This window comes from Agrobacterium pusense, assembly GCF_900102105.1.
GTDB classification, from domain to species: Bacteria; Pseudomonadota; Alphaproteobacteria; order Rhizobiales; family Rhizobiaceae; genus Agrobacterium; species Agrobacterium pusense.
Map to the genome: position 1 here is coordinate 166,738 of NZ_FNBB01000003.1, position 14,551 is coordinate 181,288.

The window sequence follows — 14,551 nt, forward strand, 5'->3', positions numbered from 1 at the left end:
CCGCCAAAGGAGACCCTGGAATGACCAATTCCGCCGTTAACATTCTGATCGTTGACGATGAACCGCCGATCCGCAAGCTTTTGCGGGTGGGGTTGTCGACGCAGGATTATACGGTAAGCGAGGCGATGAATGCGAAGGTGGCGATGGAGCTGGTCGAGCAGGACAAGCCCGATCTCGTCATTCTCGATCTCGGCCTGCCGGATATGTCGGGACACGATCTTCTGGCGAAATGGCGCAGCGAGGGGGTGGCGTTGCCGGTCATCATCCTGTCCAGCCGAACCGATGAAGCAGGTATCGTCAAGGCACTCGAACTGGGAGCCGACGACTACATTACAAAGCCCTTCGGCATGAACGAACTCGTCGCTCGCATCCGTGTCGCGCTGCGCCACCGGCTCCAGAGCCAGGGTGAAAGGCCTGTCTTTCAGACCGGCGATCTTTCGGTCGATCTTGTCCGGCGTATCGTCAGGGTGGAGGACCGCGAGGTGAAGCTCTCCCCGAAGGAATACGATATTCTGCGGGTGCTGGTTCAGCACGCAGGCAAGGTGCTGACGCACCGCTTCCTGCTGGAGCACGTATGGGATGAAATGACCGACGTGCAATATTTGCGGGTCTATGTGCGCCAATTGCGCCAGAAGATCGAAAAAATCCCCGATCAGCCCCGTTACATCCTGACAGAAACCGGGGTGGGTTACCGGTTGCAGGAGGTTTGAGGGCGCCGCAATGCGACGCCCTCCGATATCTCAGACGGCAGCGCAGATGGACAGGAATTCATCTACATCGGCCTCGGTTGTCGCAAAGCTGGTGACCATGCGGATCAGTACTTCGTCCTTGCCGACTTTTTCCGGCATGTCGCGCGGCTCCAGCCAGTCATAGAACCTCGCGCCTTTTTCCGTCGCCGCTTGCGCGGCTGCCTTTGGCAAAATGGCGAAAACTTCGTTGGCCTGGGTCGGCCAGGCGAGGCGCGCGCTGTTCAGCGAGCCGAAGCCCGCGCGCAGCCGGTTAGCCATGGCATTGGCATGGCTGGCGAGACCGAGCCAAAGATCATCCTGCAGATAGGCTTCAAACTGCGCTGCGATGAAACGTGACTTCGAAAACAGTTGCGCTGTGCGTTTGCGCAGGAACGAGAAATCCCGAGCGAGCGAAGGATCGAAGAAAACGATCGCTTCCGCGCACCAGCAGCCATTTTTCGTGCCGCCGAAAGACAGCACGTCAACGCCGCGTTTCCAGGTCATTTCAGCCGGCGTGGTGTCAAGGGCGGCCAGCGCATTGGCAAAACGCGCGCCGTCCATATGCAGCGGCAGGCCGTTTTCCTTGGCGATTTTGGAGATGGCTTCAATTTCGTCGAGTGTGTAGACGGTGCCGGCTTCGGTCGCCTGCGTCATGGTGATGGCGGCGGCACGGCCGTGGTGAACGGCATCCTGCGGATAGCGGGCAATGCGCTCGATCAGGTTTTCGGGCAGCATCTTGCCGTTCGGCCCTTCGACTGCGACCATGCGCATGCCGGAAAAGAAATCCGGCGCGCCGCATTCGTCCTCGATCACATGGGCTTCCGAATGGCAGAAGGTCAGGCCGCCGGCGCGCGCGATGCTGGCAAGCGAAAGCGAATTGGCCGCCGTGCCGGTGGCGACGAAAAACACCGCAACCTCGCGCTCGAATATCTCGTTGAAGCGCTTTTCGATGGAGAGATCGAGTTCGCTGGTGCCATAAGCGGAGGCAAACCGGGTGGATTCCCGCGAAAGCCGTTCATTGACGGCCGGGTGGGCGCCAGCCCAATTGTCTGAAGCAAAAAACATCTCTGAAGGCTTTCCGATAGCTGGTGTTCTGATTGGGAAATGCATGGAACGACGACTAGCAAAGTTCTAGGACCTAACTCCGCGATTGGCAAATCCGGCAATGAAAGCAATGGGGAGGCGGGATTTGCGACAGAAAGTTTCGCACAATAGGTCAGTATCGAAACTTCGCTATAAAACGACGGTCTCACTAATTGGATTCGCGCCCTTGCCAATTCCGCCGGTTTCTGCCAAAATCCTCGGGAATTGAGACAGTCTTACTGTCCTAAATTTGATCCAGCCGGCGAGAATGCGGATTTTGCCAAAGAGCGAAATTTGCGTCGCGCCGGACCTTCGCATGAAACCGTGCAAGTAATTTGCAGGAGGGACAAAAATGACAAACAAGCCGCAGGCGGATATCGCCGCCGCAACCCTGACCACTGACTGTCCCACCGCGGCTGCGGCTGCACCCGTTTCTGCGAAAGCGCGTTTCGCGGGCGGCTTGCCGGAAAGGCAGGGTCTTTACGATCCCGCCAATGAACATGATGCCTGCGGCGTCGGCTTTGTCGCCCATATGAAAGGCGTCAAGTCGCACCAGATCGTCAAGGACGGCCTGTTCATCCTTGAAAACCTGACCCATCGTGGCGCCGTCGGCGCAGATCCGCTGATGGGCGATGGTGCGGGCATTCTCGTGCAGATTCCCGACCGCTTCTTCCGCGAGGAAATGGCCGCGCAGGGCGTGACATTGCCGAAGGCTGGCGAATACGCCGTCGGTCATATCTTCATGCCGCGCGATCCCTCCCGCATCGAGCACTACAAGAAGGTCATCGTCGACGTTATCGGCGAAGAGGGCCAGCAGTTCCTTGGCTTCCGTGATGTCCCTGTCGACAACTCCTCGCTTTCCAAGGCGCCGGATATCGCAGCGACCGAGCCGCACCATGTGCAGGTCTTCATCGGCGCCGGCCGCGATGCCGCGAGCAATGCCGATTTCGAGCGCAAGCTGTTCCTCATCCGCAAGGTTCTCTCCAACCGCATCTATGACGAAGGCGGCGGCAAGGAAACACAGGATTTCTATCCCGTTTCCCTTTCTTCCTCGACCATCGTCTATAAGGGCATGTTCCTCGCCTATCAGGTGGGCGCATATTACAAGGACCTTTCGGACCCGCGTTTCGAATCGGCTGTCGCGCTCGTGCATCAGCGTTTTTCCACCAACACCTTCCCGTCGTGGAAGCTGGCGCACCCCTATCGCATGGTCGCCCATAACGGCGAAATCAACACGCTGCGCGGTAACGTCAACTGGATGGCGGCGCGTCAGGCATCGGTTTCGTCCGCGCTGTTCGGTGACGACATCTCCAAGCTCTGGCCGATTTCCTATGAAGGCCAGTCGGACACGGCCTGCTTCGACAACGCGCTCGAGTTCCTCGTCCGCGGCGGCTATTCCATGGCCCACGCGGTGATGATGCTGATCCCGGAAGCCTGGGCCGGTAACCAGTCCATGTCTGCCGAACGCAAGGCATTCTACGAATATCACGCAGCCCTGATGGAGCCGTGGGACGGTCCCGCCGCCGTTGCCTTCACCGACGGCAAGCAAATTGGCGCGACGCTCGACCGCAACGGCCTGCGCCCGGCCCGTTACCTCGTCACTGATGACGACCGCATCATCATGGCTTCCGAGGCCGGCACGCTGCCGGTGCCGGAAGAGCGCATCGTCAAGAAGTGGCGTCTGCAGCCTGGCAAGATGCTGCTGATCGACATGGAAAAGGGCGCGATCATTTCCGACGAGGAAGTGAAGCACGAGCTTGCCGCCAAGCATCCCTATCGCAGCTGGCTTGATCGCACGCAGCTCATCCTCGAAGAGCTGAAGCCTGTCGAACCACGCGCGCTGCGCCGCGACGTGTCGCTGCTCGACCGCCAGCAGGCCTTCGGTTACACCAGCGAAGACACCAAGCTCCTGATGTCGCCGATGGCGACGACGGGCCAGGAAGCCATCGGCTCCATGGGCACGGATACGCCGATTTCGGCCATGTCCGACAAGTCGAAGCTGCTCTACACCTATTTCAAGCAGAATTTCGCGCAGGTCACGAACCCGCCGATCGATCCGATCCGCGAAGAGCTCGTCATGAGCCTCGTGTCGTTCATCGGTCCGCGTCCGAATATTCTCGACCACGAAGGTGCCGCCCGCGCCAAGCGTCTGGAAGTGCGCCAGCCGATCCTGACCAATGGTGATCTGGAGAAGATTCGTTCCATCGGTCACACGGAAGACCGTTTCGACACCAAGACGCTCGACTTCACCTATGATGTGGAGCGCGGTGCCGAAGGCATGCCCGAAATGCTGGACCGCCTCTGCGAGCGGGCCGAATCCGCCGTCCGCGGCGGTTACAACATCATCGTTCTGTCCGACCGCCAGCTTGGCCCGGATCGCATCGCGATCCCCGCACTTCTGGCGACAGCCGCCGTGCACCACCACCTGATCCGCAAGGGTCTGCGTACCTCGGTCGGTCTCGTCGTCGAAACCGGTGAGCCGCGCGAAATCCACCATTTCTGCCTTCTGGCCGGTTATGGTGCGGAGGCGATCAACCCGTACCTCGCTTTCGATACCCTGCTCGACATGCACAAGCACGGCGCTTTCCCGAAGGAAGTGTCTGATGATGAAGTCGTTTATCGCTACATCAAGGCGGTGGGTAAGGGCATCCTCAAGGTCATGTCCAAGATGGGCATCTCCACCTACCAGTCCTATTGCGGCGCGCAGATTTTCGACGCCATCGGCCTGTCTTCGGAATTCGTCGAGAAATATTTCTTCGGCACCGCCACCTCCATCGAAGGTGTCGGCCTGACTGAAATCGCTGAAGAAACCGTGGCGCGCCACACAGCGGCCTTTGGCAAGGACCCGATCCTTGCCAACACGCTCGATATCGGCGGCGAATACGCCTATCGCATGCGCGGCGAAAGCCATGCCTGGACGCCGGACGCCGTCGCCTCGCTGCAACACGCCGTGCGTGGCAACAGCCAGGATCGCTACCGCGAATTCGCCGGCATGGTGAACGAAACGGCGCTGCGCATGAACACCATTCGCGGCCTGTTCAAGGTCAAGTCGGCGGAAGCACTCGGTCGCAAACCGGTCTCCATCGATGAGGTCGAGCCGGCAGCCGATATCGTCAAGCGGTTCTCGACCGGGGCCATGTCCTTCGGCTCGATCAGCCGCGAGGCGCATACGACGCTCGCGATTGCCATGAACCGCATCGGCGGCAAGTCCAACACGGGTGAGGGCGGGGAAGAATCCGACCGCTACATGCCGCTGTTGAACGGCCAGCCAAACCCGGAACGCTCCGCCATCAAGCAGATCGCATCCGGTCGCTTCGGTGTGACGACGGAATACCTTGTCAATGCCGACATGCTGCAGATCAAGGTGGCGCAGGGCGCAAAGCCCGGCGAGGGTGGCCAGCTGCCCGGCCACAAGGTGGATGCGACGGTTGCAAAGACCCGTCACTCCACCCCGGGCGTCGGCCTCATTTCGCCGCCGCCACATCATGATATCTATTCCATCGAAGATCTGGCGCAGCTGATCTACGACCTGAAAAACGTCAATCCGGAAGCCGATGTGTCGGTGAAGCTGGTGTCGGAAGTCGGCGTCGGCACGGTTGCGGCCGGTGTCGCCAAGGCCCGCGCAGACCATATCACCGTCGCCGGTTTTGATGGCGGCACGGGCGCGTCACCACTGACGTCGCTCAAGCACGCGGGTTCGCCCTGGGAAATCGGCCTTGCCGAAACCCAGCAGACGCTTGTGCTGAACGGTCTCCGCTCGCGCGTTGCCCTGCAGGTGGATGGTGGTCTGAAGACCGGCCGCGACGTCATCATCGGCGCGCTGCTCGGTGCGGATGAATTCGGCTTCGCCACCGCGCCGCTGATCGCGGCGGGATGCATCATGATGCGCAAGTGCCATCTCAACACCTGCCCTGTCGGCGTTGCCACGCAGGACCCGGTTCTGCGCAAGCGCTTCAAGGGTACGCCGGAACACGTCATCAACTACTTCTTCTTCGTGGCCGAAGAAGTGCGCGAAATCCTTGCCTCGCTTGGCGTGACCAGGCTGGACGAGATCATCGGCGCTTCCGAACTGCTCGAGAAGGATGAGATGCTGGCGCATTGGAAGGCGAAGGGTCTGGATTTCAGCCGCATCTTCCATAAGGTCGAGGCACCCAAGGAAGCGACGTTCTGGACCGAACGCCAGAAGCATCCGATCGATGACATTCTCGACCGCAAGCTGATCGAAAAGTCGCTGCCGTCGCTGGAAAACCGCGAACCCGTGGTCTTCGAAGTGCCGATCAGAAACGTTGACCGCTCCGCCGGTGCGATGCTCTCCGGCGCGCTCGCCAAGCGCTGGGGCCATAAGGGTCTGAAGGATGACACGATCCATGTGACGCTGCGCGGCACGGCGGGCCAGTCCTTCGGTGCGTTCCTCGCTCGAGGCATCACCTTCGATCTGGTGGGTGACGGTAACGACTATGTCGGCAAGGGTCTTTCGGGTGGCCGCATCATTGTGCGCCCGCCGGAAAACGCCCGTATCGTCGCGGAAAACTCGATCATCGTCGGCAACACCGTGCTGTACGGCGCCATAACCGGCGAGTGCTATTTCCGTGGCGTGGCTGGCGAGCGTTTCGCGGTGCGTAACTCCGGCGCGGTTGCGGTTGTCGAAGGTGTCGGCGACCACGGCTGCGAATATATGACCGGCGGCATCGTGGTCGTTCTTGGCGAGACCGGCCGCAACTTCGCGGCCGGCATGTCCGGCGGCGTGGCTTATGTTCTCGACGAGAAGGGCGATTTCGCCACGCGTTGCAACATGGCCATGGTTGAGCTGGAGCCAGTTCCGGAAGAAGACGACATGCTGGAAAAGCTGCACCATCACGGCGGCGACCTCATGCACAAGGGACGTGTCGACGTTTCCGAAGACATGACTCGCCACGACGAGGAGCGCCTTTACCAGCTGATCTCCAACCACTTCCATTACACGAACTCGTCGCGTGCCAAGGATATACTCGATCGCTGGAGCGAGTTCCGTCCGAAGTTCCGCAAGGTCATGCCGGTTGAATACCGTCGTGCGCTTGAGGAAATGGAGCGCATGCGCATGGGCGTGGCGGCGGAGTAATCCGCCGCGTGAGGACACTACACCACCTGATCTCGCTGATAACAGCGGTCGCCATTCGTGGCGACCAATTGGACGGGCGGCGAGACCGGATTTGAGTTCATCGTGCTGGGGCGGCTTTGGGTTTCGCCACCTGGTACTGGGGCCCGACAGGCGCTCCGCTTTGATGTGAGGACATAAACGTGGGCAAGGTTACAGGTTTTCTGGAGATCGACCGGCAGGTGGGCAAGTATCAGCCCGCATCGGATCGTATCCGCCACTTCCGCGAATTCACCATTCCGATGTCGGATGCCGAGGTGCAGAAGCAGGCGGCGCGCTGTATGGATTGCGGCATTCCCTATTGCCACGGCCCGACAGGCTGTCCCGTGCACAACCAGATCCCCGACTGGAACGATCTGGTCTATAATAACAACTGGGAGGAGGCGATCCGTAACCTCCATTCCACCAACAACTTCCCGGAATTCACCGGTCGCGTCTGTCCCGCCCCTTGCGAGGAGGCCTGCACGCTGAATCTTGAGGATGCGCCGGTTGCGATCAAGACCGTCGAACAGGCTATTGCCGACAAGGCCTATGAGCTGGGCTTCATCGTACCGAAGCCGGCGACGATCCACACCGGCAAGAAGGTCGCCATCATCGGTTCCGGTCCCTCGGGCATGGCGGCGGCGCAACAGCTTGGCCGCGCCGGCCACGAGGTTCACGTCTATGAGCGCGAATCCAAGCCCGGCGGCCTGCTGCGTTACGGCATCCCCGATTTCAAGATGGAAAAGAACTTCATCGACCGCCGTGTCGAGCAGATCAAGGGCGAAGGTGTTACCTTCCATTGTGGCGTCAATGTCGGCGTCGATGTGACGGTGGAGGCGCTTCTCGCCGACCACGATGCCGTGCTTTATTGCGGCGGCTCGGAAACCCCGCGCCCGGCCGGCATCGGCGGTGCGGATCTGCATGGCGTTCATGATGCCATGCCCTATCTAGTGCAGCAGAACCGGCGCGTCGGTCGTGAAAACATTGACAGCGTTGGTTGGCCGGCCGATCCGATCCTCGCGGGCGGCAAGCATGTCGTCGTTGTGGGCGGTGGCGATACTGCATCCGACTGCGTTGGCACGGCGTTCCGCCAGGGTGCTGTTAAAGTCACCCAGCTCGACATACGCCCGATGCCGCCGGAAAAGGAAGACAAGCTGGCGGTTTGGCCTTTCTGGGCAACCAAAATGCGCACCTCGTCTTCGCAGGCCGAAGGCGCCATCCGCGAGTTCCAGGTGGCGACCCTCGAATTCGTTGGCGAAGACGGCGTGCTGACAGGTGTGAAGTGCTGCCAGGTGGATGACCGACGCAAGCCCATTGCCGGCACGGAGTTCATCATCAAGGCCGATCTCGCCTTCATCGCCATCGGCTTTTCCGGTCCCTTCACGGACAGCGTTCTGAAGGAAATGGACGGCAAGTTGACACTCAACACGGACCGCCGTGGCTCCACAAATGTCGTCGCCAACGAGACGGATTACAGGACCTCTGTCGACAAACTCTGGGCGGCGGGCGATGTGCGCCGTGGCCAGTCGCTGGTGGTCTGGGCGATCCGCGAAGGCCGTCAGGCGGCGCGTGCTATCGATGAAGCGCTGATGGGCGCGACCGTTCTTCCGCGCTAAGCCGGCAAATGGATAAAAATGGAAAGGCCTGTCGCACCCGCAACAGGCCTTTTTTTGATGTCAGAAAACGAGCGCTCCTTTTTCAGCAATAGGGAAGCGTAATCCGGAAGCAGGCCCCACCGCTGGATGAATCGCCGATAGTAATATCTCCGCCGTGATACCGCACGATTTCCTGCACGAGATTAAGCCCGAGGCCCGTGCCCCGGTCTCTGGGTTGCAGGCGATGAAAGGCATCAAAGACGAGTTCCCGCTCCTTTTCAGGAATGCCGTTGCCTTCGTCGGCGATCTCTATCACCCGATTGGCCGCCACTGTCATCGTTATGGTTCCGCGGTTGCCGCCGTGTTCTATGGCGTTTTGCACGATATTCATCAGGGCTCGCCGCAGGGAAGGGTCGTCCGCAAGTGCAAGGATCGGTTCTTCCTCCGGTTCAAATGAGAGCTCATAACCCTGCGAGATGGCAAGCGGTGCCATATCGGCAACAACCGATCTGCAGAGATTGACCAGATCGAGCGGCACCAATGGCGCCTTCTGGCCGCCGAGACGCTGCAGATCGAGCAATTGTTCGGCCAGCACGCCGATACGGTTGGCATCCGCCAAAATCCGGCTGCGTGCGGGCCCTTCCAGCAGAGTTTCGACACGCGTCTGTAGAATGGCGACCGGCGTGCGCAATTCGTGCGCGGCGTCGAGAATGAAGCGCTTGTGCCGTTCATAGCCATCGTCCAGGCGCTTGAGTGCACCATTGACGGCATGCACCAGCGGCTGCACTTCCCGTGGAATATCATTGTCGGGCAAGCGATATCCGCGTCTGTCGATATCGATCGCTTCCGCGGTTTTGGCAATCGTCGAGAGTGCCCGAAATTCCCTGCGGATGATCAAGGGAATTGCTATCGTGGTCGCAATGGAGATGAGGACGAGGACCGGGAAAATCATGATGTTGGAAAACAGCAGAACAGGGAGCGTCATGCTGAAAAGATCGCCTTTTCCGACCATCACGAACTCTCCGGCTGGCCCGGATGCACGGCGAACAACCGCAAGGTAAAGAACGGCAAAATAGGAGTAGGACATCCCGGCTTCGCGAATGTTCGAAATCTTGATGTCGTTTAACTCCTTCTCCATGTTGCTGTAGGCCTCGGGAACAGGGCCACTCTGGATGAGCTCATCCTTGTCGCTCAGCGCAACAAACCAGAAATCGGGCATTTTTTCCCGGAGTTTGGCATATTCGGCCGTCTCGTTCAACGTAAGCTTCCCATCCGTATCGCGGATCAAAGCGTTTGCAGTTATCTGCGCCGCCTCCGAGCTAAGAAGAGCGCTGCCGACGCCGTCGCTCAACAGATAGGCAAAGAACACGACGCTGACGATCAACAGACTGCCGATCTGGAAGAGGAGCAGTTGAATGGTCAATCGCCGCTTCAGTGACTTTCTCTTTGACAATCTCATCCCGTCGCCCTCAAAAGATATCCCACGCCGCGAATGCCATGCACCTCCACGGCGGCGTCCGCGGCCTGCAATTTGCGCCGCAAGCGGGAAATGTGGGAATCGAGCGCATTGGACTGGATTTCATCGTCAAAGTTATAGACGGCCTCTTCGAGCAGCGAGCGCAGCACTGTTCTGCCCTGTCGTCGCAGCAAGGCTTCGAGAATCAGCAACTCCCGTCTCGTCAGCGGAAGAAACGCGCCGTTGATACGCACTTCGCGCGTCTCGAAACAAAACTCCAGCCTGCCGAGTTTCGCCGTCATCGCCACGGTTCCGGCGGGTCGGCGCATCAGGGCGCGAATGCGGGCAAGTAGCTCCTCGACAGCGAAAGGCTTGGCCATATAGTCATCTGCACCGAGGTTCAGGCCCTTCACCCGATCCACGAGCCCGCCCTGGGCCGTCAACACTATGACGGGTGGGGTGACTGGCAGCAGACGCAGATTTTCTATCAGTTCGATGCCGTCACCATCGGGCAGTTGCCGGTCCAGCACAACGAGATCGTGGACACCATCCATGATGGCGTGTCGAGCGAGATCCAGTGTTCCGACCGTATCCACGATAATATCGAACCGATGGAGCGCGGCAGACAGGGCCGCTGCCATCTCACGTTCGTCTTCAACAAGCAGCAGGCGCATGAATTCGTCTCGGCATTGTCGGCACGCTTAGGGTGAAGCGTACACATGGAGTCAAAAACGACGGTGCCGTTGACGCTCATGGCAAGCGACGCGTCGCCGTCGAATACATTCGCCGTGCGAAATCGGTGGAGCGGCGGAGGTTTGTGACCGATCTCCGCATTCCTGCAAAGCTGCAGCTATCCTGTCATCGTGGGATTGCCTGAACATTACGCCGACCGACTGGGCGGCAGACGGCGGGCAAGCTTCTATTGCTTTGCCTGCGTGGTATCGGGCGTCATCCGATAGTCATCGATGCGGCCTGCCGGCGCATCGGCCATTTCGCCACGCTTGGTCAGCCTTACGCGCGGGGATTCCACGACGGAGACGCGTGTTGGTGCGGCCGAAAGAGGGACATCACCGAGCAGTTTGTCGCCGCCATCGAGAGCAGGATCGGTAAGGCTGATCGGCTGGGTGCGCACCTGTCCCGCATCGATGCCAAGTGCCGGCAGGGAGGTGAGTGCCGGCAGATTGCTGCCGTCCAGTTTCACAAGGTCCGGTCCGGCGCCGTCGAGGTGCCGGCGGACGAATTTCTCGACGTAAAAGGCAAGCTTGCGCTTTCCGGCCTGCGTCATGCCGATACCGTCGGCCTCACGCAGGCGGGCCTGCTGACCGTTCATGTCGTAACCGGTGATGACGAATTTGCCGGCTTCGTCGACAAAACCGTCCCAGACATCCACGAACTCGCCGCCGAATTTTTCCACATGGCTGCGGTAAAGCCGGTTGAACCCAACGAGATCCGCAGAAAGCGAGGGAGACTGGAAGGCGGGCAAACCCACCCATAATAGCGGCACTTTCGGGCGGCCGGCGAGGGTGAGAAGCTCATCGATCCGCCTCTCATATTCCTTGAGCCAGACCTCCGTGCCGAATTTTTCCTTGATATCGCCGATCTGCATCTGCTGGCGATCGTTCGAGCCCATCATGATGACGATGGTGGCGGGGTTGGTCTCGCTTATGAACTGCGGCAGGTTTTTGAACCAGTCGTAATAATCGGTGCGCACCAGGCCGGAAGAGCCATTGGCACGCACATCTACCGCGATTGCCGGCGAGCTGGCAAAGGCATTGACCAGCTCTTCCCCCATTCCGCCGGCGAGGAAATCACCGATAACAAGGACGCGCCTGGCATTTTCAAGCTTGGCGGCAGGCTCCGGCTTAGCGGTTCGCATCTGCACCACCGAAGGCGCTTTCCTTGCTGGTTGCGGGCGGGTAACCGATCTTTCACGCGGCGCGGATGGAAAATCGCGCCGGTTGCGGGGCTGGTATTCGCGGCCTGATCCGCCATCGCGGCCCACCGGCCTGCCGAACAGCATTTCAAACAGGGTGCGCCGCTGTTCCTGTGCCAAGCTCTCGGAGGGAACGAGCGGCATGGCAAGAACAGCGGAAAGAAGGACAGCGCAGAAACGCCAGCCGGTTCTTCCAGTTTTTTCCGCAGGTTTCGTACTCATGACATCGGCCCTTCCGGATATTTCGGCGGCGTTTCGAAACTGCCGCCGAACTCGCCGGCACATTATCAGTTGCGAAGGGCTCTCAGCAACCGCTGCGACGGCTGGCCGTCCGCGTCCATCCCCATGCGTGACTGGATGGCACTGATGGCGGCCTTGGAACCGGAGCCGAAGTTGCCGTCGACTTCACCGTCATAATAGCCGAGTTCCTTCATGCGGGTCTGGAGTTCGAATTTTTCGCGAATATCCAGCGTACCGTCCGGACGCGGCCACTTCTGCTGCATGCCGCCGTAACCGGCGATTTCATCCGCGAGCAGTCCGACGGCGAGCGCATAGCTGTCGGAGGCGTTGTATTTCTTGATGGTGAAGAAGTTCTTCATCATCAGGAAGCCCGGGCCGTTTGCCCCACCCTGTAGTTTCAGCATCGCGCGGTCGGAACCACGGGTGAAATTCTTGCCGTTGGGGCGGGTGAAGCCAAGCTTTGCCCATTCCGCGATGGTCTTCGTCTGGCCTTCATACCGCGCGCCGCCACGCGGAACGGCGGTTTCGTAACCCCATGTCCGGCCGGGCTCCCAGCCGTTTTTCGCGAGAAGATTGGCGGCAGTTGCGAGAGCGTCCGGGACGGAATGCCAGATGTCCCGTTTGCCATTGCCATCCGCATCTACCGCGTAAAGCAGGTAGCTTGTCGGGATGAACTGGGTATGGCCCATCGCGCCGGCCCAGGAGCCCGTCAGCTGTTTGGGGGTGACGTCACCCGCCTGAAGGATCCTGAGCGCGGCAATCAATTGCGTACGCGCGAATTTGGCGCGCTTGGGATCGGAATAGGCGAGCGTTGCCAGTGCCTGCGGGATGTTGTGCAGACGCTCCGGCTTTTCGAGAACCGCGCCGTAATTCGATTCCATCGACCAGATGGCGAGAATGATGTGCTTGTCGACGTTGAAGTTGCGCTCGATCCAGTTGAGGGTCGTCGCGTGCTTCATCTTCATTTCGCGGCCAATCCGCACCGTGTACGGATTGACGCGGGAGTCGAGATAATCCCAGATTTGCGTTGTGAATTCCGGTTGGAAAGTGGCCTTGCGCAACGCGTCGGGATCCGGCTCGCTAACGCCGGCAAAGGCTTTCTGATAGGTCGCCTTGCTAATGCCTTCTTTCGCGGCTGTTGCATAGAACTGGTTGATCCACTGACGGAATCCCGCATCGGCGCGGGCCGAAACCGGCGCCAGCGAGATTACGAGGCCAGCAGCCACCATGCAGCCGAATTTGCGGACATCTGAAAGGATCATCTTTGTCATCGTCTGTCTTTCGTTCTCTCGAATGTCATTTCGATTGCGAAAACGCATCGGGCGTCATCATGGATAACAAAAGAACGTCAACAAATTCTTTACCATTAATAGATGGTAGCGTCACCCTTTACAAAACGTTGTTGTTTTTGAAATAACAACAGCGTGCGGGGATTGTGATCAAGTGTTATCTCTCAGGAGGAATATGTGGTAGAACATAAGAAAATTCGGAAGGCCGTATTTCCCGTCGCAGGTCTCGGCACGCGCTTTCTGCCCGCAACCAAGGCAGTTCCAAAGGAAATGCTCACCGTCGTAGATAAGCCGGTTATTCAGTACGTCGTCGATGAAGCGGCAGAAGCGGGTATCGAGCATTTTGTATTTGTCACCGGCCGCGGCAAGGCGGTGATCGAAGATTATTTTGATATTCAATTTGAACTTGAACAGATGCTGCGCGAGCGCAACAAGAATGCCGAGCTGACACTGCTGGCCGGCCTTCTGCCCAAGGCAGGTACCGCAAGCTTCACGCGCCAGCAGGTGCCGCTCGGCCTGGGCCATGCGGTCTGGTGCGCCCGTGATATCGTCGGCGACGAGCCTTTCGCCGTGCTTTTGCCTGACATGATCATGCATTCACAGAAAAGCTGCCTGAAGGGCATGGTCGAACTTTACGAACAGACCCAGGGCAACGTCATCGCCGTGCAGGAATGCGCTCCCGACCAGACGCATAAATATGGTATCGTCGGCGTGGGCGAGACCGTGGGTGAGGGTTTCAAGATCACGGAAATGGTTGAAAAGCCTGCAAAGGGTACAGCGCCTTCGAATTTCTACATTAACGGCCGCTATATTCTTCAGCCCGAGATTTTCGATATTCTCGAAAATCAGGAGCGTGGCGCCGGTAATGAAATCCAGTTGACGGACGGCATGCTGACGCTTGCCAAGTCGCAGGAGTTTGCTGGCTATCATTTCCGCGGTCAGACCTTCGATTGCGGTGCCAAGGATGGCTTCATTCTGGCCAATGTCGCTTTCGCTCTCGAGCGCGGCGATATCCGTCCGGCAATCGAAGAGCCGATCAAGGCCCTGATCGACGGGCTGAAGTGAGAGACCAGAGAATAGATGACAAAATCCCGGCCTTCGCGCCGGGATT

General features: G+C 59.3%; 9 protein-coding genes. 4 read left to right on the top strand and 5 right to left on the bottom strand.

From position 1 onward, the window contains the following. Window positions 1–20: 20 nt before the first annotated feature. Complete coding sequence (locus tag BLU28_RS09785; protein WP_022563075.1) at window positions 21–710, top strand: response regulator transcription factor; 690 nt, start codon at window positions 21–23, stop codon at window positions 708–710. A gap of 30 nt (window positions 711–740) precedes the next feature. Here the strand turns inward: BLU28_RS09785 and BLU28_RS09790 are convergent, their stop codons facing one another. After that, the gene (locus BLU28_RS09790) at window positions 741–1,793 is read right to left on the bottom strand and encodes a threonine aldolase family protein (protein WP_004445845.1); all 1,053 of its coding nucleotides are present in this window, start codon (window positions 1,791–1,793) and stop codon (window positions 741–743) included. A gap of 370 nt (window positions 1,794–2,163) precedes the next feature. Here BLU28_RS09790 and gltB point away from each other — a divergent pair, with 370 nt between their 5' ends. Both gltB and BLU28_RS09800 read left to right on the top strand, forming a co-directional pair. Beyond that, window positions 2,164–6,909, top strand: coding sequence for a glutamate synthase large subunit (gltB, locus tag BLU28_RS09795; protein ID WP_006697197.1), 4,746 nt, complete (start codon window positions 2,164–2,166; stop codon window positions 6,907–6,909). A gap of 179 nt (window positions 6,910–7,088) precedes the next feature. Further along, window positions 7,089–8,543 (top strand): glutamate synthase subunit beta, encoded by a 1,455-nt coding sequence (locus BLU28_RS09800; RefSeq protein WP_077985800.1) that lies wholly within the window; start codon window positions 7,089–7,091, stop codon window positions 8,541–8,543. An 82-nt stretch (window positions 8,544–8,625) separates the two neighbouring features. Here the strand turns inward: BLU28_RS09800 and BLU28_RS09805 are convergent, their stop codons facing one another. The 4 genes from BLU28_RS09805 to BLU28_RS09820 form a co-directional block, all read right to left on the bottom strand. Then, window positions 8,626–9,981 carry a sensor histidine kinase gene (locus BLU28_RS09805; protein ID WP_042935488.1) on the bottom strand — a complete coding sequence of 452 codons (1,356 nt, stop codon included), beginning with the start codon at window positions 9,979–9,981 and terminating at the stop codon, window positions 8,626–8,628. Then, window positions 9,978–10,652 carry a response regulator transcription factor gene (locus BLU28_RS09810; RefSeq protein ID WP_004445841.1) on the bottom strand — a complete coding sequence of 225 codons (675 nt, stop codon included), beginning with the start codon at window positions 10,650–10,652 and terminating at the stop codon, window positions 9,978–9,980. Before BLU28_RS09810 ends, BLU28_RS09805 begins: the two co-directional genes overlap by 4 nt. Before the next feature lie 245 nt (window positions 10,653–10,897). Beyond that, complete coding sequence (locus tag BLU28_RS09815) at window positions 10,898–12,133, bottom strand: SGNH/GDSL hydrolase family protein (RefSeq protein ID WP_077985799.1); 1,236 nt, start codon at window positions 12,131–12,133, stop codon at window positions 10,898–10,900. Between the two features lie 65 nt (window positions 12,134–12,198). Continuing rightward, window positions 12,199–13,422 (bottom strand): lytic murein transglycosylase, encoded by a 1,224-nt coding sequence (locus BLU28_RS09820; protein WP_004445839.1) that lies wholly within the window; start codon window positions 13,420–13,422, stop codon window positions 12,199–12,201. A gap of 195 nt (window positions 13,423–13,617) precedes the next feature. On the opposite strand from BLU28_RS09820, the gene galU reads away from it, so the two are divergent. Then, the gene (gene galU / locus BLU28_RS09825) at window positions 13,618–14,505 is read left to right on the top strand and encodes a UTP--glucose-1-phosphate uridylyltransferase GalU (RefSeq protein WP_077985798.1); all 888 of its coding nucleotides are present in this window, start codon (window positions 13,618–13,620) and stop codon (window positions 14,503–14,505) included. Window positions 14,506–14,551 lie beyond the last annotated feature (46 nt).